The organism is Streptomyces sp. NPDC001156 (assembly GCF_053598275.1).
On record NZ_JBSFJX010000117.1, the window covers coordinates 1 to 24,228 of the forward strand.

Sequence of the window (24,228 nt, forward strand, 5' to 3'; positions counted from 1 at the left end):
TATTAGGCTGACCGCGCGTCGTCGCACGACACGCACCCCGGCCTCCCGCCGACCCCACAACACCACCCTGGTCCACTCCGGCGGGCCCCAACTCTCCCTGCGCTCTTGACAAAGAACTCTACATATTAGAGTCGGGGACTGGCGTGGTGGCTGTTGCTCCGTTTCCAGTCCCCGCCGCTTCAAACCGTGCATGCGTTGGGTAGGCCGCCAGCGAGGTGCCTGTGACCAGGCCCTTTTCCGACGGCCCCTGTGGGACGCTGTCGCCCGATTCAGGGATGGCGTGTGCGTGTCTTCCCGCGGGGCCTGGGGTCGAGGTCGGCGAAGTGGGTGTGGCGGGTGGTGCCGACGGGGCGGCCGGTGAGGTGGGCATCGATGCGGTGGAGGTTGATCGCCGCGGCGCTGAAGACGTGGGTGAGGCCGGTCTTGGCCTGGCCTCGGTAGCGACTGGTTCGGATGCCGGTGGCGCGTTCGGCCTGAGAGATGGCGCCCTCGACGCCGGCGCGCCTGGCGTAGCGCTGCTTCCAGGCGTCGGTGTTCTGCACGGCGCGCTGACGTTGGAGCAGTTCGTGCTCTTCGCGGGGGGTGCAGAGTCAGTCTCCGGGTGAAGCCGTTGGTGCATGAGGTGCCGTCCTTGCAGTTGCGGCAGTCCCACTCGGTCCGGCCGCCTACCGACTGTGTCACCCAGCAGACCCCACTGGGATCCGCGGAGCGTTCGCGCGTGCGGGAGATGCTCACCTACCTGGCCACCGCACTCCCCCGGTTCACCTCTCCCGCCGCCCGACTGCTGGCCCTGCAATGCGCCCTGCGCGTCAACACCCCCGGGCAGGTCCGACTGCCTTCGGGCCCGCTGTGGGGCATGCGCCTGTACGGGCGCCCAGAACTATGGCAGGAACTGGCTCACGCCAACTGGCTTGAGCTACCCGACCTCAAGTCGGCGCCCGTACAGGTGCACCTGCTGGATGAGGCAGTCCTGGACCAGGCTGCCGGCCGCAGGGAACGCCGCCGTGCAGCCCACTGGGCTCTGCGGCCGGCGCCCTTGCTCCTGCCACACACCGCACCACCCGCGGTGCGGCTGACCGCACTGGTGCTGGCCGCACACACCTCCGCCCAGGTCCACCACCACGCCGACATGGACGTCCTCGCCCGCCTGTGCGGGCACTCCCCTCACCAGATCGCAGCACCGATCAACCGGCTGACGACCACTCGCGTCCTGGCCGCCTGGCACCACCACCGGGACATGGACGAGGTCCTGTGGTGTCTCCCCCGCGAGTGCGCTCCACCCCGCTCTGTCGTACACCCCAGACAGCCCCACGGGCACCGGCCCTGAGGCTCAACTCGAGCAAAAGACATCACTTCAAGAGAAACAACACACTTCACTCATCCGTACTACCTCTATGCTGGGCCACTGACTGCAGGGACCACCGCTGTTCAATCAGCGGCCCCAGAACACACGCGCAAGGGCGCTCGGCGCCTGCGCCACAGATCTGACACACCCGACCAGAAACAAGGAAGGTCAACATCATGTCGGACAGCACCACGACAACCACCGGACTCACGTCGCAGTACGCCGCCCAGGTGACCAGCGACCTCGAACTCAACGCCAAGGAACAGGAGCGCATCAGTTCGGACATCGCCGCGCTCCAGGAGCAGCTGGCAGGCCTGCGGCACGACCACTCGGTGCTGGTCAACGTGCAGCAGGTACTCGGCGTTTCACCCACGCCGGTGCAGCCTGCGGCCGCGCCGGACAGCTCCACCGTGCCCGCCCCCCGCAGCAAGAAGACCTCTGATGAGCCCGGCGCCGGAAAGCGGACGCGAGGGAAGAAGGCCGCAGACGCACAGGACCGTACAGTGGCCAAGAAGTCAGCCTCTAAGACGCCAGCGGCGGGCAAGAAGCCCCGGGGCAGCGCCGAAGTTGCGAAGACGGACCGGCCCACGCTGGTCGAACTCGTCCGCCGCCACCTCACCAAGCAGAGCGAGCCGCGTTCCGCGGCGGACGTCACCACCGCCCTCGACACGGCCCACCCCGAGCGCGGCGTCAAGACGACCGTCGTGCGCACCACTCTCGAAGGACTCGTGGCCAAGAACCAGGCCCAGCGCACCAAGCAGGGCAGCTCCGTCTACTACACCGCCCCCAACACGGCCGAGCAGACGGCCACATCCGCCCAGGACGAGCCGCAGTCCGAGCAAGCCGAATAGGACCGCTGGAAGCCCACCAGCCAGCCCGGTCACGGGCCGTTGGACGGTCCGGCTGGCGGTGTCCCTTCGCCGGGCTGAGCCCGCGCTCCTTCAGCAAACTGGTGCCCGCGTTACGGAGGGCGGGTACCGACCTTGTGAGAGCCGCGGTCGTGTGGAGCCCGGATCCGCACGCCTCACGTCACGACGGCATAGCGCTCGACATGCCACTCGATCGCGCCGTGTTCCTGGACTCATTCTTCGGCACACCGACCGAGGAAGTAATGCCACCGGGGGGCTTCACGTCCTTCCCGCTGCCCCTCAACCCCCTGGCGGAGATCGGCGCGGCCTGGGTGATGCCGCCCGGGCGTGATGCTGCCTGCACCTGGCACATTGTCCCGAACAGTCAAGAGCAGTTCCGGGCGCAGAACGTGGAGGAGGACCGCCTGGGGAGCACCTGGGGAGGGGGCGGCCCCGACCACCCGGCCGGCCTCGTCCGCTCGCCGACGTTCTCCAGCTACGGATGGAACACCACCGTCGCGCAGCAGCTGACCACACCCGCTCTGATCATCCACGGTCTGGACGACACGCTCGCTCCACCGAGCAACTCCACTGCCATCTACAGCAATCTTCCGGTGGCGAACAAGGCGCTGGTGCAGGTTCAGTGCGCGAGCCACCCCCTGCATCTTGAGGGCTGCTCCGGCCCGCGGTGCACACCGGAGGCGGGAACGCCCTATGGCGGGCGCCCTGGCCGCCCCTGGTTCGGCCCATATGCCACGTTCCAGGCAGCAGCGATCGAGTGGATCAAGAACGGGACCTTCAACGGCGTCGCGCGCGGACACTTCATCGTCAACGAGAGCGGCGTGGCGCACCTGGCCGGAACCACGAGCGGCCCCACACGCTGAGATTTCGGTTCCGGTTCGGACGTATGGCTGGACTGGCGACCCCGGCCGGGCTCGCGCTCGCCATAGCTGGCATGGCCGTCGCTGTGTGGAAGAGACCCCGGGTGCCGGCCCGAAGTGCAAGCTGAGCCCGCCTGTTCGGCGTGCCCCGGTCCACGGGGTACGGGCACCTCGACAAGACCAAGACTGTCCCCCGCCAGCCGAAGAAGGCTGCCGTAGCGAAGTCATGAAGCCACCAGCCGGTTACCTGTTCTCTGGTGTCTCAGCCAGGACACCGGGGCCAAAACAGACAGATCACATGAATCGAGGAGTCACATGGAGCGTCGTTCCATGCTCAAGGGCGGAGCCGCCGCATTCGGCGCGCTCGCCATTACCGCCGTCACGAGCGGCGGCAGCCTGACGGAAGCCGCCCAGGCGTATCCGGGCGCGGTAACGGCCACGGGGTCGGTGCTGGCCAGGACAGAGCCGAGGATGAACGCGGTCGCGGCGGTGAGCGGGGTGATCGCTCGGGCGACGTACCCGACGGCGATGGCCGAGGCGATGACTAGGCCGAAGACCAGGCCGGTCACAGGCCGCCACACGGTGCGCAGATCACGGACAGAGATGTCCTCGGCCGCGGCGAAGAGCAGTGGCGGCAGCACCAGCACGTTGATCACGTGAGGCGGCAGGCGAACCTGGGGAACCCAGGGCATCAGCCCGACGACCAGACCGGCAATCACGAGGAGCGACGGGGCGGGCAAGCTCCAGCGCCGGGCACCGGTCGCCACGGCTGTGGCCAAGACCACGAGCAGCAGGATGACGGTCAGGCCGGTCATGGAGCGTCCCCGGTGCGCTACAGTTTGTTACCCACCCTCTGACCAGGTGCTTTATCAACGTAACCGACCTCGGGCAATGATGCAGCCGACATGAAGCCGCGACCGTCCAGGGTGCGGCAGTTGTTGCGGCGGCGTACCTGCCCATGGTGCAGGCCCTCACCATGTTCCGGGGACAGGGGCGGTCCTGCAGATGCCGCGCCCGTCCGGCCTCGTCGCCGGTGCGGTGGCCGAAGACCGCATCGATCAAGGCCCGGGTGCCGCATTCCACGAGCGCCGACAGGTGCCCTTGGGGATAGCCGGCGGGGCCGTGTCCGGAGCGAGGCCGTGTGGAGACGGCCACGTTGTCGGCGGTGTCGGCCGCCTCCACGGTGGTGGCATCCCAGGCCACCAGCCGCGGCCCCTGCCAGAACGCGCCGGCTGTCGCCGCAGTGGCCACTGGGCCGCGCAGCCGTGCAAACAGGGAGGCCAACGGCTCCACCCCCACCCGGCGGCGGGCCGCTCGTAACGCAGCAGCCGACGGTTCAACGGCCCGAAAGCGCATGCCCGCGGTCATCGTGCCCATACCCCGGCATAGCCACAGCCTGGGAAGATCGTCATGGCCAGCACGAAGTACATCACCACCCGCGAGGGCAGCTTCCGCACCCGCCGTTGAACCCGCCGCGTCGCCACGAGGACCTCATCCACCAACTGCGGCGTGATGATCTGCGTCAACTCTCCAAGGTGCCCGGCAGCAAAGGCACTTCGGCCGATGGCGGGCATGCCGGACTGAACACGCAACGGGGCTCCTACAGGAACGGTGTCTTGGTCGACTTCCGTCCTACGCGGAGCCCCGTTCGCCTACCCCGACTTCGCCGAACCGCTTCACACCACGCTCACCGGCCTAACTTCCCGGGCTTGACATAAAGACCCGGGCGAGTGACCCGTCACATGGGATCTTCTGGACTCCTACGGCCAGGGGCTGGGTGCGGGTGGGGGCACCACCGCAGGTCGGTCGTCGCAGGTGATGGTGTTGGGCAGTTCCCACGGCGCGAGCCAGGACCCGTTGCCGCCGCGGTCGGAGACGGAGAACTCCGAACCGGCGGGGGTGAAGTGGAAGGACCCGCAGTTGTTGACGCTGACCGCGCCGACGTTGCGGGCCTGCACGTCCTCGTAACTCGCCGACCCCGAGGCGCGGGCGCTGACCACGGACGTGCCCGTACCGTCGACTTTGATGTCCTTGAAGTGCACGTTGGTGATCGAGTACTTGTCCTTGACCGGCCAGTCGGCGACGAACATCACCGCGTTGTAGGTGTTGTCGAGGAAGGAGTCGCCCACCACCTCGATGTCCGCGCCGATGTCCTTCTCCAGCGCGTAGAACCAGATCGCCCCGAGCCCGATGTTCCAGTTGAGCTCGTAGGTACCGGCGCGCACCGTGGTGTTGTCGGTGATCCATAGGTGGCCGGTGAAGGCTTCGGCGCCGAAACGGGAGCCGATCTGGATACCGCTGCCCTCCCGGATGGGGTCCGCGACGAGGTTGCCGGAGACGGTGTTGTCCGTTCCTCCGTACAGCGCGATGCCGTTGGCCAGCACCGGGGTCTGCACAGTGTTGTGGTCGAAGACGTCGCCCGCGTCCTCCGTCTTCTCCGACCACATGGCCAGCCCGTCGTCGCCGGTGTTCCGGATGAAGTTGTTGGAGACGAGGGAGTCGGTCACTCCGGAGTGGAAGTTGATGCCGTCGGCGATCTGGTCAGCGATCTGGTTGCCGGTGATCCGCAGGTTGCTCATGGGCCCGTCGAACCACATGCCCACCTTGGTGTGGTGGATGTACAGCCCCTCGATGGTCGAGTCGCTCAGCGCCCCGCCGATACCGTTCACCTGATCGGTGTCGATCCGGTCGCGCACGTCGCCCTCGATGGCGAAGCCCGACAGGTGCACGCGGTGGCTACCGCCCGCCGAAGCGTCCTTGCCGTAGAAGCCGACGCCGGTGTGGACCGAGCCGTCCGGGGCCGGTGCCGCGAGGGTGACCTGGTGGCCCTTGATGATCGTGTACCAGCTGCCGGCGCCCTCGATCGTGATGTCGTCGACGATGATGTGTCGGCTGACCTGGTACGTCCCCGGAGGGATGTAGACCTTCCGGTGTGCTCGTCTGGCGAAGGCGATGGCCTTGTCGACAGCGTCGGCGGAGTCGCGCCGTCCGCTGGGGTCCGCCCCGAAGGCCAGCACGTTGGCCGCGGACGGGTCCGCCTTCGGCGGAGCGACGAGTTTGGAGTCCATCAGGTCGATCACGGTGGTCGCGGCCTCGCTGCGCTGCGGCACGCGCAGCCGGATGTGTGCACCTGCCGGATAGGTACGGCCAAGGAGCAGTCGCTGCTCGTCGTAGAAGTGGTTCGGCCGGAACGGCTTGGGAATTACCGGGGCCGGGGTGGTGGCGTTGGGGACGCAGCCGCACTCGGTGATCCACCAGTCGGAGTGCAGCACGTCGGCGGTGGGGTCGTTGGTGAAGGGATACAGGTTGTACAGCCAGGCGTACTGCGAGGTCAGCGTCATGGTGCTGCGGTGGCGCCCGTTCACGCTGACGTCGAGCGGGGCGGTGATCCCGCCGCCGGTCGGGGCGTCCGGGATGCTGTAGCGCACGGTGATGGCGTTGGCGGCACGCGGCAGCGTGAACTCGACGTACTGGCCGGGCGCGAGACTGATCGCACTGCGGCCTGAAGCCTCGGCGGCGAGCGTGTACGCGGTGCGACCCGGCCCGATGATGGTGCCGTCGGTCGGGGCGTGCTCCGCCTCCTGTTCCAGGAAGCCGAGGTCGGCTCCCCGACCGGCGAGCAGGGCGGGGGCGAGCCCGGCACGGGTCACCGGCGCGGCCTGGGTCTCGTGGGCGGCACCGGCCGCCGCGGCATCGCCGGCCGGCACGGCGGTGAGGCTGACCGTCGCTGTCACGGCCGCCAGGGCTGCGGCGGCTCTTCGCCGCGCGGCGGCAGGTCTGCTTGTGCGGTTCACTGCGCCTCGATTCTGTGGTGGAAGGCGATGGATCCTCGCGGGAGCTGTGGGAAGGGGCGGGCCGCGCCGCTCACCTTCATGAGCGGCGCGGCCCGAGTGCGGTCGGTGCCGCGTCCGGGTCAGGGCAGGCGCAGCCAGACGGCGGTATCGGTGGGCAGCTGCCCGTCCGTCAGCGGTGCGCTGCTCAGCAGGACCTGCCGGTGCGGTGGCAGCGGTGCCGGCTCCGGGCCCAGGTTGACGACGCAGCCGAAGCCGGCGTCGCGGGTGAAGGAGAGAACCTGGGGGCCGCTGGGATGCCAGGTCATCTGCCCGTCGCCGAGTGCGGTCTCGCTGCGGCGCAGGCGCAGCGCCGTGCGGTACAGGCTCAGCATGCTGTCCCGGTCCGCCGCCTGCCGCTCCGCCGTCACCGCCGACCACTGGCGAGGCTGGGGCAGCCAGGGCCGAGTGCCCTCAGGGCCGAAGCCGAACGGCGGGGCGTCGCCGCTCCACGGCAGCGGCACCCGGCAGCCGTCCCGGCCGGGGTCGGCTCCTCCGGTGCGGTGGAACATCGGGTCTTCGATGACCGAGTGCGGCAGGTCCTCGACCTCAGGCAGGCCGAGCTCCTCGCCCTGGTAGAGGTAGACGGAGCCGGGCAGGGCCAGGCTCAGCAGCGCTGCCGCCCGGGCGCGTCGGGTGCCCAGTGCGAGGTCGGTGGGGGTGCCGTGGGCCTTGGCCGCGAAGTCGAAGCCGGTGTCGGCACGGCCGTAGCGGGTGACGGTCCGGGTCACGTCGTGGTTGGCCAGCACCCAGGTGGCGGGTGCGCCGACGGGCGAGTGCACGGCCAGCGTGGTCGTGATCGCCTCGCGCAGCCGCGCGGCGTCCCAAGGGCAAGTGAGGAAGCCGAAGTTGAAGGCTGTGTGGAGTTCGTCGGGGCGCAGGTAGCGGGCGAAGCGCTCGGGGTCGGGCAGCCAGACCTCGCCGATGAGGGCGCGTGGCGGGGTGTAGGACTCGGCGACCTTGCGCCAGTCCCGGTACACGTCGTGGATCTCGTCGCGGTCCAGGTAGGGGTGCGGATCCGCGCCGTCCACCAGGTCGGGAAGCGCCGGGTCCTTGATGACCTCGGCTGCGGAGTCGATACGGACTCCGGCCGCGCCGCGGTCGAACCAGAAACGCAGCACCTCCTCGTGCTCCCGGCGTACCTCAGGGTGCTGCCAGTTCAGGTCGGGCTGGGCGGAGGCGAATCGGTGCAGGTACCACTGGCCGTCCGGGACGCGGGTCCAGGCGCTGCCACCGAACTGCGACATCCAGTTGTTGGGAGGAAGTTCGCCCCGCTCGCCTTGGCCCTCACGGAACCAGAACCGGGCGCGCTCCGGTGAGCCGGGGCCTGCGGCGAGCGCGTCCTGGAACCAGCGGTGCAGGTCGGAGACGTGGTTGGGGACGATGTCGACGATGGTGCGGATACCCGACGCCAGCGCCTCGGCGATCAGCTTCTCGGCCTCCCCCAGGGTGCCGAAGGCCGGGTGGATGGCCCGGTAGTCGGCCACGTCGTAGCCGCCGTCGGCCATCGGTGAGGGGTACCAGGGGGTGAACCACAGCGCGTCGACACCGAGTTCGGCGAGGTACGGCAACCGGGACCGGACGCCCGCCAGGTCGCCCACCCCGTCGCCGTCCGCGTCGGCGAAGCTTCGCACGTAGATCTGGTAGATCGCGGCGCCACGCCACCACTCGTGGGGTTGGTGCACGGTAGAAGTCTCCTCGGGAGATGGTGTCAGCCCTTGAGGCTGCCGGCGGTGAGCCCGGACATGATGTTGCGTTGGAAGATCAGGAAGAAGATCACCGTCGGCACGGCGGAGATGGCCGAGGCGGCGATCAGGACGTTCTCCGGCACGCCCAGGGAGAGCGAGTAGATGCCGGCGTTGAGCGTCTGCCTGGCCGGGTCGGGCTCGGCCAGCAGCGGCCAGAGGAAGTCCTTCCACACGTTGACCAGGGCGAAGATGGACACCACGCCGATGATCGGCCGGGACATGGGCAACACGATGGAGAGCAGTGTGCGCAGCGGTCCGGCGCCGTCGATGGCGGCGGAATCGAGCAGTTCCTGGGGCACCGAGTCGAAGAAGCGCTTCAGCAGGTAGATGTTGAAGGCGTTGGCCACCGACGGGAGCCAGATCGCCCAGGGGGAGTTGAGCAGATTCTGGTGGATCAGCGGCAGGTCCAGCACGGTCAGGTACTGCGGGACGACCAGCACCATGGCCGGGATCATCAGGGTGGCCAGCATCAGGCCGAGGATCGCGTTGCCCAGGGCCGGCCGTAGTTTGGACAGCGAGTAGGCCGCGGCGACGTCCAGGACGAGCTGGAAGGCGAGCGCCCCGAAGGCGTACCAGAGCGTATTGAACAGCAGGTGGGCGATATTGAGGCGAGTCCACGCGTCGCTGTAGTTGGCGGCCTCGATGTGGTGCGGGTAGAAGGTGGGCGGGGTCTGGATGGACTCGGTGGTGTCCTTGAGCCCGCCCGTCACCAGCAGGTAGAGGGGGCCCAGGAAGACAAGGGTGAAGGCGACGACGATCAGGATCAGCGTCACCCGGTAGAGCGTGCGGTTGAGTTGGGCCGGATTGACCAGGGTGCGGGTGTCGCTCATGGCTCGAGCCTCCGGTTGAGTCGCACGTAGATCACCGAGAACCCGGCGAGCACCAGCAGCAGGAGCAGCCCGAGGGCGCAGGCGGCGCCGTAGTTGGAGAAGTTGAAGGCGTACTGGTAGATCAGGTAGACGACGGTGGTGGTCGAACCCTCCACCCCTTGGCCGCCGTTGGTGAGGATGAAGGGCTCGACGAAGACCTGCATGGTGGCGACGATCTGAAGCATCAGCATCAGCGAGAGGATGAGCCGGGTCTGCGGGATCGTCACGTGCCAGACGCGCCTTAGCAGTCCGGCTCCGTCCAGTTCTGCGGCCTCGTAGAGCTCACCGGGTATGTTCTGCAGCGCAGCCAGGTAGATCAGCGTGGCGCTGCCCATGTTCATCCAGGTGGAGGCGATGACGACGGCGAGCATCGCCATGTCCGGGGACTGCAGCCAACCGGAGGTGGGCAGGTGCAGCAGCTGCAGTGACCGGTTGATCAGCCCGTACTCGGGGTTGTACAGGTACTTGAACAGCAGCAGTGAGGACACCGGCGGGAGCATCACCGGGAGGTACACCAGGATCCTCAGGTAGCCGCGCGCGTGCCGCAGTTCGTTCATCACCACGGCCATGACGAACGGCAGCGCGAAGCCGAGCAGCAGGGCCAGTCCGGTGAACTGGGCTGTGTTGCGCCAGGCCGGCCAGAAACTCGGGTCGTGCACGATCTGGTCGAGGTTGTGCAGGCCGACCCAGGTGGTTCTGCCCGCCTTCGCCTTCTGGAAGCTCATGATCACTTCGCGGACCATGGGATACCACTGGAAGCAGGCGAAGCAGAGCACCGCGCCGATCAGGAAGCCGTGTGCGGTGAGGTTGCGCTGTACGGACCTGCGCAGTGCCCCGGCCCGGCCGGCCGCCCTGACGGGCGGCGCGTCGGTTCCGGAGGATGCGGTCGCGACCGCCATCGTCGATCTCCTTGGAAGGCTGCTCGTCCCGGGGCCTGGCGGCCCTTGCGATTACTGGGCGTTGGCGAGGACCTGGTTGACCTGCTGCTCAGCGGTGTTCAGCAGCTTCTGCAGGTCGGCGTTGGGGTTCGTCAGCGTGGACGCCATCGTGGTGTCGAGGATCTTGTAGATGGCCTGGGCGTTGCCGGGCTCGGTGACGCCGGGCACGTTGGCCTTCACGAAGGGCTCGAAGGCCTTCACCGACATGGTGGCGTTGGCGGCCTTGAGCTGGGTGTCCTTGGCGGCGGTGGTGCCCTGGAACAGCTGCGGCTGGGGCAGTCCGACCGCCTGGCCGGAGGACTTGGCGCGGGGGTAGTTGTACTGCTGGCCCTGACCCTCCGTCAGCCACAGGTAGCTGAGCAGCTGGATCCCGGCCTTGATCTGCTCGGGGGTGTCCTTGACGTTGAACATGTAGTCGTCGCCGCCGGTGAGGGTGCCGGCGCCGGGTCCGCTCTGGCCGGGGATCGGGCCCATGCCGAAGTCCTCGTAGTGGGCGCCAAGGCTCTGCACCATGTAGGTGATGTCGTCAGGGGCGGCGATGTACATCCCCAACTTGCCCGCGGCCATCTGCTTCTGGAGGTCGCCCCACTTGTAGAGCTGGGTGCTGCCCATGACGTTGTCGTCGAAGCGGAGCTTGTGCAGGTTCTGCAGTACGGCCAGTCCCTGGGGGTTGTTGAAGGCCGCCTTGGTGCCGTCGTCGCTCACCATCCGGCCGCCCTGGGCGTAGATCTCGGCGGTGAAGTGCCAGCCGCCGTTGTTTCCCGCGCTGTAGTCGCCGTAGCCCGCGATGCCCTTGCCCAGGGCGGCGATCTTCTTGGCGTCGGCCGCGACCTCGGCCCAGGTCTGCGGCGGTTGGTCGGGGTTGAGTCCGGCCTGCTGGAAGAGCTTCCGGTTGATGATCACGCCCATGGTGTAGTTGGTGCGCGGAATTCCGTAGATCCTCCCGTCGGCCTTCTGCGTGTCCCACACCGAGGACATGATGTCGTCCTTGACCGGCAGGTTCTCGGAGGTGACGTACTTCGTGATGTCGGCCGCCTGGCCAGCGTCCAGGACCTGCTGCTTGTCTGTGAAGTAGGTGTAGAAGACGTTGGGCTGGGTGCCGCCCTTGAGCGCGGCAGTGAACAGTTCAGGGGTCTCGCACGGGAACGTGTCGATGCTCTTCACCGTGATGTTCGGGTGCAGCTTCTCGAAGGCCGCGATGTCGTCGGCCCACTGCTTGCGCTGCGCCTGGCGGCTTTTCGGCGGGGCGCAGTCGATGGAGATCGTGACCTTGCCGTTGGCCGGCTTGTCACCGCCCGTGGAGGAGCTGGAACAGGCGGCAGCGGACAGGGTGAGAGCGCCGGCGATCAGCAGCGCTGCGGATCTGCGCATGGGTAGAAGACCCCTTCATGGGCGGAGTGCACGGGATGTGACGCGCCTCACTTAAGCATCGACCCGTCTGTACCGCAATATCTCGACGGTACTTTGCAAGAAATCAACGTAGAACCGTGATGTGGCGAGCCACGAACAACGCAAGGGCCGCACCCCACAGGGGGTACGGCCCTTGCCGGCGCTGCGAGTTGGCGCTCCGTCAGCGACTGGGCTCCATCCGTGCCAGACCGGTCGATCCGCGCACCACGAGCTCCGGCTCGAAGAGCAGTTCGTCGTGGGTCACCTTGGCGCCGGCCAGCTCTCCCACGAGCAGCTCCACGGCGGCGCGGCCCATCGCCTCGATGGGCTGGCGGATGGTGGTCAGTGGCGGATCGGTGCAGGTCATGAAGGACGAATCGTCGTAGCCGATGATCGACACATCCCGGGGCACATCAAGCTGGCGCCGGCGAGCAGCGCGCACCGCCCCCAGGGCCAGCGGGTCCGAGGCGCAGATGATGCCGGTGACACCGCGCTGCAGCAGGCGCGCAGCCGCGGCCTGGCCACCCTCCAGGGAGAACAGCGCGTGTGCGACGTCCGCCTCCTCGAGCTCCAGCCCAGCCCTCCCCAGTACCGTGCGAGCCGCCGCCAGCTTGCGCCGCGACGGCATGTGATCGGGCGGGCCGAGCACCAGGCCGACCCGCCGGTGACCCAGCGACAGCAAGTGCCCGACGCCCTGTTCCACCGCGACCGCGTCGTCGCAACTGACCTGCGGGAAGTCCAGGTCGGATATGGCGGCGTTCATCAGCACCGTCGGCAGACCGCGGCGGGACAGCCGCTCGTAGTGCTCGTGCGGGGACTCGGCCTGGGCGTACAGGCCACCGAAGAAGATCACGCCCGAGACCTGCTGCTGGAGCAGCAGTTCCACATAGTCGGCTTCGGAGACACCGCCCGCCGTCTGCGTGCACAGCACCGGCGTGAAGCCCTGCTGCGCCAGTGCACCGCTGACCACCTCGGCGAAGGCGGGGAAGATGGGGTTCTGCAGCTCCGGCAGGACCAGCCCGACCAGCCTTGAGCGCTCGCCCCGCAGCTGGGTCGGGCGCTCGTAGCCGAGCACGTCCAGGGCGGTCAGCACGGACTCGCGGGTCTGCTCGGAGACACCGGGCTTGCCGTTGAGCACCCGGCTGACCGTCGCCTCGCTGACCCCGACTTTCCTGGCCACCTCGGCAAGTCGTCGTGTCATGGCTCAACCCTAGGGCATGATCCGCAATCCACTTTCGGTATGGCGCAAAAATTCGCCATTCTTTGCAGCAAGAACGTCGGGACAGCCACAGCAAGAAGGTTCGACCCGTGGACGACCCGACACCGGGGGCAGTCGTGCCCGCCCAGGGACACAGGCCTTACCTGTACACCGACGCGACCACGATGCTCGAGTTCGTGAATTTACAAGAAAAAGTAAGTTTGAAACAAACCCTGGTCGGAATATTGCTCGCCTCTGTCCGGGGCAATACGGTGCTGCACGCGCCGCCGTCTGTGATCGGATCGTCCCTCTCCACCCGTTCCCACCTGCTCCACCTTGCTCGGCCACGAAGGGCCGGCGAAGCGCTGCGTCGTGCCCAAGGGCACCTGACCTCGGGCACCCCACCCGACGGCGGCACGCCTCACGACGACTTCGGTCCCAAGGAGCAACCCTTGTTACAGTCCCTGCGCACACTCAGACGCGCGGTCGCCCTGGCCGGCAGTGGCGCACTGCTGGTCGCCACGGGCGTCCTCCTCACGGCGCCCTCGGCATGGGCCGCCGCCACCGGTGGCAGCGGTGCCGCCCTGCCCTATGTCGAGGTCCAGGCGGAGAACGCCGCCACCAACGGCAGCGCCATCGGCCCCAGCTACACCCAGGGCCAGCTGGCCGGCGAATCCTCCTACCGCAAGGCCGTGACGCTGCAGGGGGCGGGCAAGCACGTCACCTTCACCACCCCGGTGGCCACGAACTCGATCAACTTCCGGTACAGCATCCCGGACAGCTCGAACGGGTCGGTCTACAACGCGCCGCTGTCCCTGTACATCAACGGCACCAAGCAGAGCAACTTCACCCTGACCAACGCATACAGCTGGTTCTACGGCAGCTACCCCTTCACGAACAGCCCGGGCAGCAACCCGCACCACTTCTTCGACGAGGCCCACCGCCTCTTCACGCAGACCTATCCGGCCGGGACCACCTTCACGCTGCAGGTGGACCCCGAGGACACCGCGTCGTCCTACACCATCGACTTCGCCGACTTCGAGCAGGTCGGTGCCCCGCTGACGCAGCCGGCCGGGTCGGTGTCGGTGGTCAGCAAGGGCGCGGACGCGACCGGGGTCAACGACTCGACCAGCGCCTTCAACTCGGCGATCAGCGCCGCAGGCGCCGGTGGCACCGTGTGGATCCCGCCGGGCACGTACAAGATCCCGGGCCACATCGCGGTGAACAACGTGACGATCGCCGGCGCCGGCATGTGGTACTCGACGGTCACCGGGTCGGCGCCGGGTTTCTACGGCAACTCCGCGCCGTCGCCGAGCACCGGCGTGCACCTGGCGAACTTCGCGATCTCCGGTGACGTCCAGGACCGCAACGACGGCGCGCAGGTGAACGGCATCGGCGGCGCGATGAGCAACTCCACCGTGTCCAACGTGTGGATCGAGCACGAGAAGGTCGGTGCCTGGATGGACGGGCCGATGGACGGCCTGACCTTCAGCGGCATGCGGATCCGCGACACCACCGCCGACGGCATCAACTTCCACGGCGGTGTGACCAACTCCAAGGTCACGGGCAGCGACATCCGCAACACGGGCGACGACGGCATCGCGACCTGGGCGGACGCCGGCATCGGCGCGGACGCCAACGACACCATCTCCAACAACACGGTGCAGCTGCAGATGCTCGCCAACGGCATCGCGATCTACGGCGGGCACGACAACACCGTGAGCGGCAACCTGGTGCAGGACACCGGCATCACCCAGGGTGGCGGCATCCACGTCGGACAGCGCTTCAGCTCCACCCCGGTCGGCACCACGACCATCTCCAACAACACGCTGATCCGCAACGGAAGCCTCGACCCCAACTGGCAGTTCGGGGTCGGCTCTCTGTGGTTCGACGGCAGCCAGGGGACCATCAACGGCCCGATCAACGTGACCAACGCGCTGATCCAGCAGAGCCCCTATGAGGCGATCCAATGGGTCGAGGGCACCGTCAGCGGTGTCAACCTGAACAACGTGACCATTGCCGGGACCGGCACCTTCGCCCTTCAGGAACAGACTGGCGGCTCGGCGAGCTTCACCAACGTCACCGCGACCGGCGTCAACGGGCCCGCACCCGTCTACAGCTGCGAGGGCGGCAACTTCACGGTGACCGACGGCGGCGGCAACTCGGGCATCAGCGGCACCGCGTACTGCAGCGGGTGGCCCACCCCGGTCTACCCGCCCTACCCTGCCAGCGCGGTCACCGCCTCCCCGAGCGCGCTGAGCTTCGGCTCGCAGGCCGCCGGTACGACCAGCGCGGCGCAGACCGTGACGGTCTCCAACCCGACCGGTTCGTCCGCCTCCGTCTCCTCCATCTCCACCGGCGGCGACTTCGCCCAGACCAACAACTGCGGCAGCTCGATCGCTGCGAACGGCTCGTGCACCGTAAGCGTCACCTTCACGCCGACGACGACCGGCACCCGCACCGGAACACTGACCGTCAACGCGGGCGGCACCACGAACACCGTCAGCCTCTCCGGCACCGGCACCGCCGCCGGTCCTGTGCTGAGCGCCAGCCCGGCTGAGCTGTCCTTCCCCGGCACGGTGGTCGGCTCCTCCGCCACCACGAAGACCGCGACGGTGACCAACACCGGCACCACCACCGCGACCGTATCCAGCGTCGCGGCGACGGGCGACTTCAGCCAGACCAACAACTGCTCCACCATCGCCGTCGGTGCGTCCTGCACGGTGAGCGTCACCTTCAAGCCCACCGCCCCCGGATCCCGCACGGGCACCCTCACCGTGTCCAGCAACGCGAACAACAACCCGCTCACAGTGGCCCTCGCCGGCAGCGGCATCGACAACAGCACCAATGTGGCGGCCGGCCAGCCGGCGTCGGCGAGTTCGAGCAACAGCCCGTACGTCGCCTCGAACCTCACCGACTCCGACCCGTCCAGCTACTGGGAGGGCACCAACGGCTCGTTCCCGCAGTGGGCCCAAGTCGACCTCGGCCAGAGCCAAAGCATCGGCAAGGTCGTCCTCAAGCTGCCACCGTCGACGGCGTGGGGGACACGCACGCAGACCCTGTCACTCCTGGGATCCACGGACGGCGCCACGTTCTCGACCATTGTGGGGGCGGCCGGATACACCTTCGATCCCAACACCAACAACAACTCGGTGACCATCACCTTCGACGCCACCACGGCGCGCTATGTGCGGGCGAACATCACCGCGAACACCGGGTGGAACGCAGCCCAGTTGTCAGACTTCGAGGTGTTCCCCAGCGGCAGCGGCTCCGGCACCGTCAGCACCAACCTCGCGGTCGGCAAGGCCACCAGCGAGTCCAGCCACACCCAAACCTACGCGTCGTCGAACGTGACCGACGGCAACCAGAACACTTACTGGGAGAGCGCCAACAACGCCCTGCCGCAGTGGGTGCAGGTGGACCTCGGCTCCCAGCAGAGCGCCAGCCGGGTGGACCTCCAGTTGCCCGCCGGCTGGGGCTCCCGCGACCAGACGCTGTCGCTGCAGGGCAGCACCGACGGCACCACCTTCTCCACCGTCCGGTCCTCGGCCACCTACACCTTCGACCCCGCCACCAGCAACACGGTCACCATCACTTTCCCCGCGACCACCCAGCGGTACTTCCGGGTGAACATCACGGCGAACACCGGTTGGCCGGCGGGACAGGTCTCGGAGCTGCAGGTCTGGAACACCTGATCTGACTCGAACCCGCAGTGCCGCCGAGCCCCCCGTGAGCTCGGCGGCACCGTCATGCCATCACTCGCCCGTCGGCCGGACCGCGGCTCTGTGATCGCCAAAAGGGCGTGTGCCCACGCTGCCATCATGGCTGACCGAACCGCGCGTACCGACAACCTCCGTCACACTATGCGACCTGCACATACTCGTGGATGAGGCCGCCGAGGCGGTCACGCCGGAGGATGCGCGACGGGCCGTCGATCAAGGGCGGTTCGGGCGCGCCGACACCGTCGGGGCATCGCTGTCCGACGGATCGATGAGGCCGATGTTCGATGTGGCGGCCGGCGTACTCCTCGACGAGCCGCAGATGCCGCTCTCCGGTGATCAGGACCCGATCAGTGGCCTCACGGCGGCACGAGCCGACCCAGCGCCCAGCGATCGCGTCCATCCGGGGCACGCCCGGCAGGATGGGCACCACGCGGGCACCGACGGCGGTGAAGACCGCCTCGAAGCCCTCGGTGAAGTATCCGGCGTTGTCCCGGATCAGGTACCGGATGCCGGCGGTGCGTGTGTCGTCCCAGCTCATAAGGAGGTTTCTGGCGCACTGCATGGCCCACGCGGCCGCAACGTGCCGGGTGACGCCGACGATGTGCACCCGCCGGGAGCCGTACTCGATGAAGATCAGGACGAACAAGCGCCTCAGGAAAACCGTGTCCACGTGGAAGACATCGACGGCGAAGATCCCCGTGGAAACTTCGCCCAGGAGCGGCTGGCCCGCTGGGACGCGGAATCGATGCCTGCCCGCTTCACGATCTCCCAGACCGTGGAGGCGGCGACCTTCCAGCCCAGGCTGAGCAGTTCGCCGTGGAATGCGGCGATACCCCCATCTATCGCGGCAGCGGCCAGGGCAGCCGCGGCGAACAGGGCCACGCTGCGGATGTCGGTCCAGCCCCCCCTGGCCCCTGGACGGTGGCGAACACCAGCAGGCTCACAACCAGCAGCAGTGCGAGGCGGAAGCCGCGTCCGGCACGGCGGCACCCTTGGATTGGCGCACCTCGAGCAGCAGAAGCGTCCCAGCGACGAGGGGGGCGATGCCGACGGGAACGTTGATGAGGAAGATCCACCGCCAGTCGAGGGTGACGAGCAGCCCGCCGACGGGTGGGCCCGAAGCGCCGGGCCACACGCGAACGCATCGTCAGGGTGGCTGCCGAGCTGATCTACGAACACGGCGCGCAGAACACCAACAACGAGCAGATCCGCACGGCCGCCGGCGTGAGCGGCTCACAGCTGACGCGTCACTTCCCCACCAAGGAGTCCCTGGTGCACGCGGTGCTCGCCTGGCAGGCCGACAGCATCGTCGCCCGCCACCAGAGACCGGAGCTGGGAGAGCTGGACAGCTTCGCCGCCCTGCGCCGGTGGGCCGACTCCTACATCGCCTCGCAGGACATGCTGCACGGCGGTTGCACGTTCGGCTCCCTGGCCGCCGAGATCGTCAAGACCGAGCCCTCCCACCGGGACGCGGTAGCCGACGGCTTCGAGCGTTGGCAGGAGCTGTTCAAGCACGGCCTGAGCAAGATGCGCAAACGCGGCAAACTTCGGCCGGAGGCCGACCCAGCCGCGCCTAGCCCACCTGCTCGCAGCAGCGTTCCAGGGCGGAGCACTGCTGGACCAGGCGGCCGGCGAGCGGAAGAAGAACGCCTACTGAGGACGGCGGCGCCCCCACGGTCTGCGAAACGGTGGGGGCGCCGGGTCGAGTCGCGTGACCGCCTATCAGGTCAGCCGCGGGGTACGACCATCGCCTGGACGTCGGACAGGTCGCGCCAGTCGTTGGACGCGACCGTGGCGTGCCCCTTGGCCAGTTTGTTGATGCGGGCCTGGGCGTCCGCGTCCGAGGGGTTGGTGTCGTCCAGTGCGGGCGGCACGTTCTGCGCGTCTGTCATGATCAGCAGGTAGTGGTGAGTGTCGTACCAGCTCGTGTCAATCGACCCGTTGAGGTACGCGGACGCGTCGCCGTCGAACGCCACAAACCAGGGGCGCAGCGAGGTGTCGGAGTAGCGAGCGCGCGGGTCGCCGGCCTGAGCGTTGTGGACCGACGGGAAGATGTTCGCTTGCGCGGTCTTGCCCTGAGTGTGCAGGTCACGCAGGTAGCCTGCGTACTCCTGGTCCGTCCACAGGGTGTCGGTCGGGTTGTTCTCCTCAACGGTGCCCGGGATGATCTCGAAGATCACCTTGCCGGCTAGCGCCTGCCGGGTCGGCCAGTTGTTGGCGTTGGCCGCGTCGTCCAGGGTGGCGTACTGGCCGCCACCGGACTTGTTGAGCAGGTCATTCGGCTTGAAGACCAGGTTGCCGAGGTGAGCGCTGATCGACTGGTCGAGCTTGGCAGGGCTCATCCCGAGGCTGGCCTGGAAGCCTGCCTTCATCTCCAGCTTGATGATCAGCGGGGCATGTCCCGGGTGCGCCCCGAGCCAGACCCGTACGTCGTCCAGGCAGCTCTCCAGGTCCTTGTTGGCACCGCCGGTGTAAAGATCGACGGCGGTGGACGCGTTAACGCAGTTGTTGCCGTTGCTCGTCAGGCTGTCGTGGCTGACCTTCCACTCCCGGGTGAAGAAGTCGTCCCAGACGTCCAGCTCGATCATTGATGTGCCCGTGTCCAACGCCTGCGCCAGATAGGTGAACGCGGCAGGGTCGTAGGTATTGTGCAGGCCGGACGTAGTGGCGCCCGAGAACGGAAGCGATTCCGGTCCGGTGGTGTCGGCGGCTGCCGTGCCGCCTCCGGCGCCGGCGACGGTGAATGCCAGGCACGCGGTGAGCGCCCCCATCAACGTCGTTCGCAGTCCAACGGAAACCCGGCGGTTCAACTGACCGATCACGTGTCCTCCTGTGGGTGGCTTCCCGGCAGGACTTTGCCCCCCCACGCATGAATCGGCGGAGACATGACACGTAACTCGATCCGGATTCCTACTGTCAGCTCCCCCGCTTCAGCGGCATCCAAATTCGATCAGCGGGCCAAACGCCACTCGTCCCGTGCGTGACAGGGCAAGTGGGCAGTGAGCGAGGTCAGTTGCAGCGCCGCCTGGCGCTACGGTCGCGATGGCGGCGCACGAAGGATACTTGGCGGCTCGTCAGGACGGCACGGACCACGTCAGCCACAAGGAGCAGGGCAGATTGTTGATGCGGTGGCCGGCGCGGTGGTTCCCCCCGACCAGAGAGCGGTTGAGGGGAACCACCGCCGCGTTGTATCAGTGGGCCTGGCGGGGCAGAACCTGGATGGTGCCACCGACCGGCCGCTCGCCTGTCGCGTCCGAGGGGTTGTTCACAAGGACACCGTTGACGGCCATGGCGGTTGAGCCGCCGCCGTCGAGGTTCAGGGCGTCCACGGTGCCCAGCGAGCGCATGAAGGCGGCGGCCTCCTGAAGGGTGAAGCCTTCGCTGCCGCCGGTACGGCGGCCGTCCACCGTGGCCAGGATGAGGCGGCCCTTGGCGTCGACCCCGGCCATGGTGCGCGGCTGGCGGACATTCGCCCAGGCGTAACCGAAGGACAGGTCCTTCGGGTCGACGACGCCCTCGGTCGCCGCGTCGATGCTGGCACGGCCGTGCCTGACCAGGGTGGGGGCGGCGCTGACGATGCTGTCGTCGCCATCGAGCTTCACGCGCTTGCCCGCAGTGTCGCGGATGACCTCCTGAACGTCGATCCGCTGCCCGGTACGAGCGTGAGCGGCCAACCAGTCGGCGGCCGAGCCGATGCCCTGGAGCACCGTGCAGTTCGCGGCAACAAAGCCGCCTCGGTTGCCCGCCGACACCACGCGGCCGGCGGCGTCCAACACAACCTGCCTGCCGGGGCCCGTGGGCAGCGGCGCGCCGAACTCGCCCGTGAACAGCACCAGATCATCGGCCGTGTGGCAGGTGACGTCCTGCCAGGGCAGCTCGCTCGGAGTCACTCCCGGACGACCGCAGTCCCGGACGAGTCCGGGCACCCGGTTGATCCCCTGGGCACGGTAGCTGTCGGGGCCCGCGTGCGCCGTGACGGTCGTCGTCAGGTTCGCCACGCGCGCGCGCCGGCCGCCGTCGTTGATGATGAGCGCCGCCCGCGAACCGGCAGCCATCGACTCCAACTCGCCATGATCCGCGCTCAGGCCGGACTGCGTGCCCTGGATGCCGTCGGCGTCGGCAGTGACGAAGAAGCCTGCGTTGACGCCCACCAGTGAGCCCAGCTTCGCGGCGATGGTCGAAGTGGTCACACGCTGCGCGACGTTGCCGTTGTGAGTACCCTCGACGGTTCCGGTGAACGCGTGCGGATCGATGACCGCCACGTGCACGTTCTCCCGGTCGGCAGGCTGGTCGGCGTCGTAGCCCGTCCAGTCCACCGCGGCGTGGAAGCCGGCAGCGATGACCGCCTGGGCGGCGCTTTGAGCGTCCGTCTGAGAGGCGTACGAGCCGATCCTCACCCGTTGGCCCATGACGCCGTGCGGGGTGTCGGCGTAGTCGGGCCAGCGCACCGTCTCCACCCGCGGTGCGAAACCGTCGGCGCTCAACTGCCGGGCGGTGGCATCGGCCCAGGACTGCGGCCCCACCGCCGCCCAGGTCGCGGCACCGCTGAGGCGACCGATGGTCGCGGCCTGCACGGTGACCGTCCACGCCGGTTTGGCATCAGCACGGTCGATGGTGGCGCTGCGCACCTGTACGCCCGGAGCGATGGTCTGGGTCGTCCACTTGATGGCGTCCCGGGCCGGGGCAGCGGGGCCGGGAGCCGCGGCCTGTGCCGTCCCCCAGACTCCGCCCGAGGCGACGACAGCCAAGACTGCGGCGGCGCTCACCAGCAGGCGTGGTCGTGCGGGCGACCTAGTGTCGTTGTGGCCCATGGCTTCCTCTCGTTCCACGGCGAGTGGCCCAACGAGTCGAGCTCCCGGAGCCACCTCTTCGGGCTGATCACAACGGGCAGGTGAAGCGGCATCGGTGCACGGCGGTGACGGTACGGGGAACAGTCGGAAAACAGCCCCGCCGCACTCCGGTCATTGAGTCGCGCGTCGATAGGAGGAGAAGCCCCGCCCGGCCTTACGCCCGAGATGCCCTGCCTCGACCGTGCGGGACAGCAGCGGCGGCGGTGCGTACAGCCGTTCTTTGCACTCGCTGAAGAGAGACTGGGCAACGGCCAGAGCAGCACACGTCGTGTTTTCCGCTGAGGCCCAGGCCGCCTTGGCCGCCGCGGAACAGCTGGCCGCCGAACGCACCCCGACCTGTGCCCAGGTGGTCACCACCACGCCCTGGCTATTGCGCCGTTATCGCCACCAATCCGGGCTCACGTGGCCGCCGCGTCCTGAACAACCTCGGGATCGACATGGCGGACATCAAGCGCCTGCTGCACTGTTACATCAACGTCCCGCGCACCGCTCTCGGATGCCGCTCCCGCCGGGGACGCCCCGGTAAGAGGCGACCCGACCGCTGCTCCTTCTGCGGGCACCCCCGGAGCGAGACCCGCCGCCCGGTGGCCGGCCTCGACGTGTGGATCTGCGTCGACTGCTTCGCCCCGAGCGGTGAAATCCTCGCCAGCCCCACCAACGCCCGCCCCGCTCAATAGATCGCGAGAGCCCCCGCCAGCCTCTGACAGGGCTTCACGGGCAAGAAGCGGGCCGACCCAGGCGGTTGGCATCCGCGGGGAGAGCAATGCACCAACACCGGCCGACGTCCCTGCCCAGCTGGGTGGGCCGAGGTGGGCTGGGCCCGATGGAAGTCGAAGTACTGCGTTGCGTAGCGACAGACATCAGCTGGCTCAGAAGTCCAGGTCGCATGAGTAGCGCTTCAAACGGGTGGCGAATCTCGATCCCGGCGCCGCGGCCGCCACCTCGACCGCGTCGGGCGCTGTGTCCACGTCGCGCAGGAGCGGCAGGTCGCGCACCCGAAGGCCCGCCCGGGTGAGGCGGTGGCGCTGGGCGACGCCGGTGTACGCGGTGGACATCGGCATGCCGCGCAGCAGCGCAGGATCGGGCTTGGCCAGGCCGAGCGCCCAGAACCCGCCGTCCTCCGCTGGACCGAACCACGCGTCGCACTCCCGCCACGCGGCGGGCTCCAGTGCGGGGGCGAGGAGCTCCGGGGTGAGCTGCGGGGTGTCCATGCCGACCAGTAGGGCGGGGCCGTCCGCCACGGCGGCGAAGGCCGCGGCCAGCCGCTCGTCCAGGCCACCGGACGCCTGCGGGATCACCTCGATGCCGGGCGGCAGCCAGCGTCCGGGCGCGCCGTCCAGGAAGAGCACCCGGCGGCGGGCCGGGCAGCGCAGCACGGTTTCCAGGGTGTCGGCGAGCGCTGCCTCCGTCAGCGCAGCCGCCTGAGCAGGGGTGAACGGCGGGGTGAGCCGAGTCTTGACGCACCCAGGCCGTGGCTCCTTGGCGATCACCAACAGCGCGGTCGGCCCGACCTCGCTCTCGGGCCTCGGCCCGGCCGGACCGCTCACCGAAGTGCTCCCGCCGCAATCCGCGGCGGCTCGCTGAGCACCGCGCGCATGTCGCGTACCGCGTACCAGGTGCCACGCCAGGTGCCCGTGACCTTGGAACGGCCGGAGCGCGGGTAGTACGGCACGTCCACCTCGCGCACCCGCCATCCGGCGTCGGCGGCGCGGATCACCATCTGCAATGGGTAGCCCGACCTGCGGTCGGTAAGGTCCAGGTCGAGCAGGGCCTCCCGGCGGGCCACCCGCATCGGGCCGAGGTCGTGCAGGCGCAGGCCGGTGCGGCGGCGGATCAGCCGCGCCAGCTCGCGGTTGGCGAGTTGGGCGTGCATCGGCCAGGCGCCGCGGGTCGTCGGCCTGCGCCGCCCGAGTACCAGGTCCGCCTCGCCGTCCAGGATGGGCTGGGCGAGGGACGGCAGCAACCCCGGGTCGAGGGAGGCGTCGCAGTCGCAGAAGCAGACCACGGGCGCGGTGGCGGCGCGCAGCCCGGCCGCGCAGGCGGCGCCGAAGCCGCGTACCGGTTCGCCCACAACGTGCGCGCCCAGCGACGCGGCGAGCTCGGCGGAGCCGTCGGTCGAGTTGTTGTCGACGACCACGGCGCGCCAGCCGGGCGGTATCCGCTCCAGCACCCAGGGAAGGGCCGCTACCTCGTTGAGGCATGGCAGCAAAACTTCCACAAGGGGCCGATGCCTCTCGGTCACGTCTTCCAGCGTACGGAGAACAGTGGGATCACGCGTCCGGATCACCTGATACGCGCTGCCGTTGCCGTGCCGCGCAGGCAGGTGGCAGCGCAGTCTTCGACGCCGGCTGGCGGGGTTGGGATCTGTTCGTTTTCGGATGTGCAGGAGTGTGCGTGCGTGTGCACGAGCATGTACCTGTTCGTGGTGGTGCAGCGCGCACGGCGCATTGCGGGCACTGAGTTCCGGCCGGTAGCGTTCTTCCTGTTGCTGATCACGTGTTGGGGAGGGGGCACGTCGATGCGTGGTGAGTCGCTGCGCACGATCGCTGCCCCCTTCGTGGCCGTCGGCCCGTCCGGCGTGGCGATCCGCACCCGCCTCAAGGCCCTCAC

Annotated in this window: 21 protein-coding genes and 3 pseudogenes; 7 read left to right on the forward strand and 17 right to left on the reverse strand. The window is 68.5% G+C overall.

What is annotated here, in order from left to right; genetic code table 11:
• Positions 1–269: 269 nt before the first annotated feature.
• A pseudogene (locus tag ACWDA7_RS35170) lies at positions 270–578 on the reverse strand (transposase); the annotation flags it as partial.
• 149 nt (positions 579–727) lie between these two features.
• On the opposite strand from ACWDA7_RS35170, the gene ACWDA7_RS35175 reads away from it, so the two are divergent.
• From ACWDA7_RS35175 to ACWDA7_RS35185, 3 genes are all read left to right on the forward strand, one after another.
• Complete coding sequence (locus ACWDA7_RS35175; protein WP_450609790.1) at positions 728–1,327, forward strand: hypothetical protein; 600 nt, start codon at positions 728–730, stop codon at positions 1,325–1,327.
• Between the two features lie 194 nt (positions 1,328–1,521).
• Positions 1,522–2,196: a hypothetical protein gene (locus ACWDA7_RS35180; protein ID WP_450609754.1), complete on the forward strand. Its 675-nt coding sequence runs from the start codon at positions 1,522–1,524 to the stop codon at positions 2,194–2,196.
• Positions 2,197–2,396: 200 nt separating this feature from the next.
• On the forward strand, positions 2,397–3,077 hold the full coding sequence (locus tag ACWDA7_RS35185) for a hypothetical protein (RefSeq protein WP_450609755.1): 681 nt from the start codon (positions 2,397–2,399) through the stop codon (positions 3,075–3,077).
• 308 nt (positions 3,078–3,385) lie between these two features.
• Here ACWDA7_RS35185 and ACWDA7_RS35190 read toward each other — a convergent pair whose 3' ends face one another.
• The 8 genes from ACWDA7_RS35190 to ACWDA7_RS35225 form a co-directional block, all read right to left on the reverse strand.
• Positions 3,386–3,889, reverse strand: coding sequence for a cation:proton antiporter domain-containing protein (locus ACWDA7_RS35190; RefSeq protein ID WP_450609757.1), 504 nt, complete (start codon positions 3,887–3,889; stop codon positions 3,386–3,388).
• A gap of 549 nt (positions 3,890–4,438) precedes the next feature.
• Positions 4,439–4,648, reverse strand: a complete 210-nt coding sequence (locus ACWDA7_RS35195; RefSeq protein WP_450609792.1) for a transposase domain-containing protein — start codon at positions 4,646–4,648, stop codon at positions 4,439–4,441.
• A 186-nt stretch (positions 4,649–4,834) separates the two neighbouring features.
• The gene (locus ACWDA7_RS35200; protein WP_450609759.1) at positions 4,835–6,808 is read right to left on the reverse strand and encodes a glycosyl hydrolase family 28-related protein; all 1,974 of its coding nucleotides are present in this window, start codon (positions 6,806–6,808) and stop codon (positions 4,835–4,837) included.
• Positions 6,809–6,987: 179 nt separating this feature from the next.
• On the reverse strand, positions 6,988–8,589 hold the full coding sequence (locus tag ACWDA7_RS35205; protein WP_450609761.1) for a glycoside hydrolase family 13 protein: 1,602 nt from the start codon (positions 8,587–8,589) through the stop codon (positions 6,988–6,990).
• A 26-nt stretch (positions 8,590–8,615) separates the two neighbouring features.
• Complete coding sequence (locus ACWDA7_RS35210) at positions 8,616–9,482, reverse strand: carbohydrate ABC transporter permease (RefSeq protein WP_450609763.1); 867 nt, start codon at positions 9,480–9,482, stop codon at positions 8,616–8,618.
• Positions 9,479–10,420 carry a carbohydrate ABC transporter permease gene (locus ACWDA7_RS35215; RefSeq protein ID WP_450609765.1) on the reverse strand — a complete coding sequence of 314 codons (942 nt, stop codon included), beginning with the start codon at positions 10,418–10,420 and terminating at the stop codon, positions 9,479–9,481. The genes ACWDA7_RS35210 and ACWDA7_RS35215 overlap by 4 nt, the downstream gene beginning before the upstream one ends.
• A 51-nt stretch (positions 10,421–10,471) precedes the next feature.
• Positions 10,472–11,830 (reverse strand): extracellular solute-binding protein, encoded by a 1,359-nt coding sequence (locus tag ACWDA7_RS35220; protein ID WP_450609767.1) that lies wholly within the window; start codon positions 11,828–11,830, stop codon positions 10,472–10,474.
• Positions 11,831–12,029: 199 nt separating this feature from the next.
• Positions 12,030–13,049, reverse strand: a complete 1,020-nt coding sequence (locus tag ACWDA7_RS35225) for a LacI family DNA-binding transcriptional regulator (RefSeq protein ID WP_450609769.1) — start codon at positions 13,047–13,049, stop codon at positions 12,030–12,032.
• Positions 13,050–13,498: 449 nt separating this feature from the next.
• Between ACWDA7_RS35225 and ACWDA7_RS35230 the strand changes: the two genes are divergently transcribed.
• The gene (locus tag ACWDA7_RS35230) at positions 13,499–16,741 is read left to right on the forward strand and encodes a discoidin domain-containing protein (protein WP_450609771.1); all 3,243 of its coding nucleotides are present in this window, start codon (positions 13,499–13,501) and stop codon (positions 16,739–16,741) included.
• A gap of 166 nt (positions 16,742–16,907) precedes the next feature.
• Here the strand turns inward: ACWDA7_RS35230 and ACWDA7_RS35235 are convergent, their stop codons facing one another.
• The 3 genes from ACWDA7_RS35235 to ACWDA7_RS35245 are packed head-to-tail and all read right to left on the reverse strand — an operon-like array spanning position 16,908 to position 17,903.
• Positions 16,908–17,414, reverse strand: coding sequence for an integrase core domain-containing protein (locus ACWDA7_RS35235; protein WP_450609773.1), 507 nt, complete (start codon positions 17,412–17,414; stop codon positions 16,908–16,910).
• Between the two features lie 5 nt (positions 17,415–17,419).
• A complete protein-coding gene (locus ACWDA7_RS35240) occupies positions 17,420–17,650 on the reverse strand; it encodes a hypothetical protein (protein WP_450609774.1) in 231 nt (76 codons plus the stop codon).
• 58 nt (positions 17,651–17,708) lie between these two features.
• Positions 17,709–17,903 (reverse strand): hypothetical protein, encoded by a 195-nt coding sequence (locus ACWDA7_RS35245; RefSeq protein WP_450609776.1) that lies wholly within the window; start codon positions 17,901–17,903, stop codon positions 17,709–17,711.
• A gap of 17 nt (positions 17,904–17,920) precedes the next feature.
• Here ACWDA7_RS35245 and ACWDA7_RS35250 point away from each other — a divergent pair.
• Positions 17,921–18,277 (forward strand): annotated as a pseudogene (locus tag ACWDA7_RS35250) (TetR/AcrR family transcriptional regulator); the annotation flags it as partial.
• 218 nt (positions 18,278–18,495) lie between these two features.
• Here ACWDA7_RS35250 and ACWDA7_RS35255 read toward each other — a convergent pair.
• The 3 genes and pseudogenes from ACWDA7_RS35255 to ACWDA7_RS35265 form a co-directional block, all read right to left on the reverse strand.
• Complete coding sequence (locus ACWDA7_RS35255; RefSeq protein WP_450609778.1) at positions 18,496–19,590, reverse strand: phosphatidylinositol-specific phospholipase C domain-containing protein; 1,095 nt, start codon at positions 19,588–19,590, stop codon at positions 18,496–18,498.
• Between the two features lie 369 nt (positions 19,591–19,959).
• Positions 19,960–21,579, reverse strand: coding sequence for a phosphodiester glycosidase family protein (locus tag ACWDA7_RS35260; RefSeq protein ID WP_450609780.1), 1,620 nt, complete (start codon positions 21,577–21,579; stop codon positions 19,960–19,962).
• Between the two features lie 150 nt (positions 21,580–21,729).
• Positions 21,730–21,870 (reverse strand): annotated as a pseudogene (locus tag ACWDA7_RS35265) (3-hydroxyacyl-CoA dehydrogenase family protein); the annotation flags it as partial.
• Positions 21,871–22,055: 185 nt separating this feature from the next.
• On the opposite strand from ACWDA7_RS35265, the gene ACWDA7_RS35270 reads away from it, so the two are divergent.
• Complete coding sequence (locus ACWDA7_RS35270) at positions 22,056–22,295, forward strand: ClpX C4-type zinc finger protein (RefSeq protein ID WP_450609782.1); 240 nt, start codon at positions 22,056–22,058, stop codon at positions 22,293–22,295.
• Positions 22,296–22,487: 192 nt separating this feature from the next.
• Here ACWDA7_RS35270 and ACWDA7_RS35275 read toward each other — a convergent pair whose 3' ends face one another.
• Together ACWDA7_RS35275 and ACWDA7_RS35280 are read right to left on the reverse strand one after the other, a co-directional pair.
• Positions 22,488–23,165, reverse strand: coding sequence for a TIGR04282 family arsenosugar biosynthesis glycosyltransferase (locus ACWDA7_RS35275; RefSeq protein ID WP_450609784.1), 678 nt, complete (start codon positions 23,163–23,165; stop codon positions 22,488–22,490).
• Complete coding sequence (locus ACWDA7_RS35280) at positions 23,162–23,860, reverse strand: glycosyltransferase family 2 protein (protein ID WP_450609786.1); 699 nt, start codon at positions 23,858–23,860, stop codon at positions 23,162–23,164. The genes ACWDA7_RS35275 and ACWDA7_RS35280 overlap by 4 nt, the downstream gene beginning before the upstream one ends.
• A gap of 168 nt (positions 23,861–24,028) precedes the next feature.
• On the opposite strand from ACWDA7_RS35280, the gene ACWDA7_RS35285 reads away from it, so the two are divergent.
• A partial coding sequence (locus ACWDA7_RS35285; protein WP_450609788.1) for a hypothetical protein occupies positions 24,029–24,228 on the forward strand: 200 nt, incomplete at its 3' end.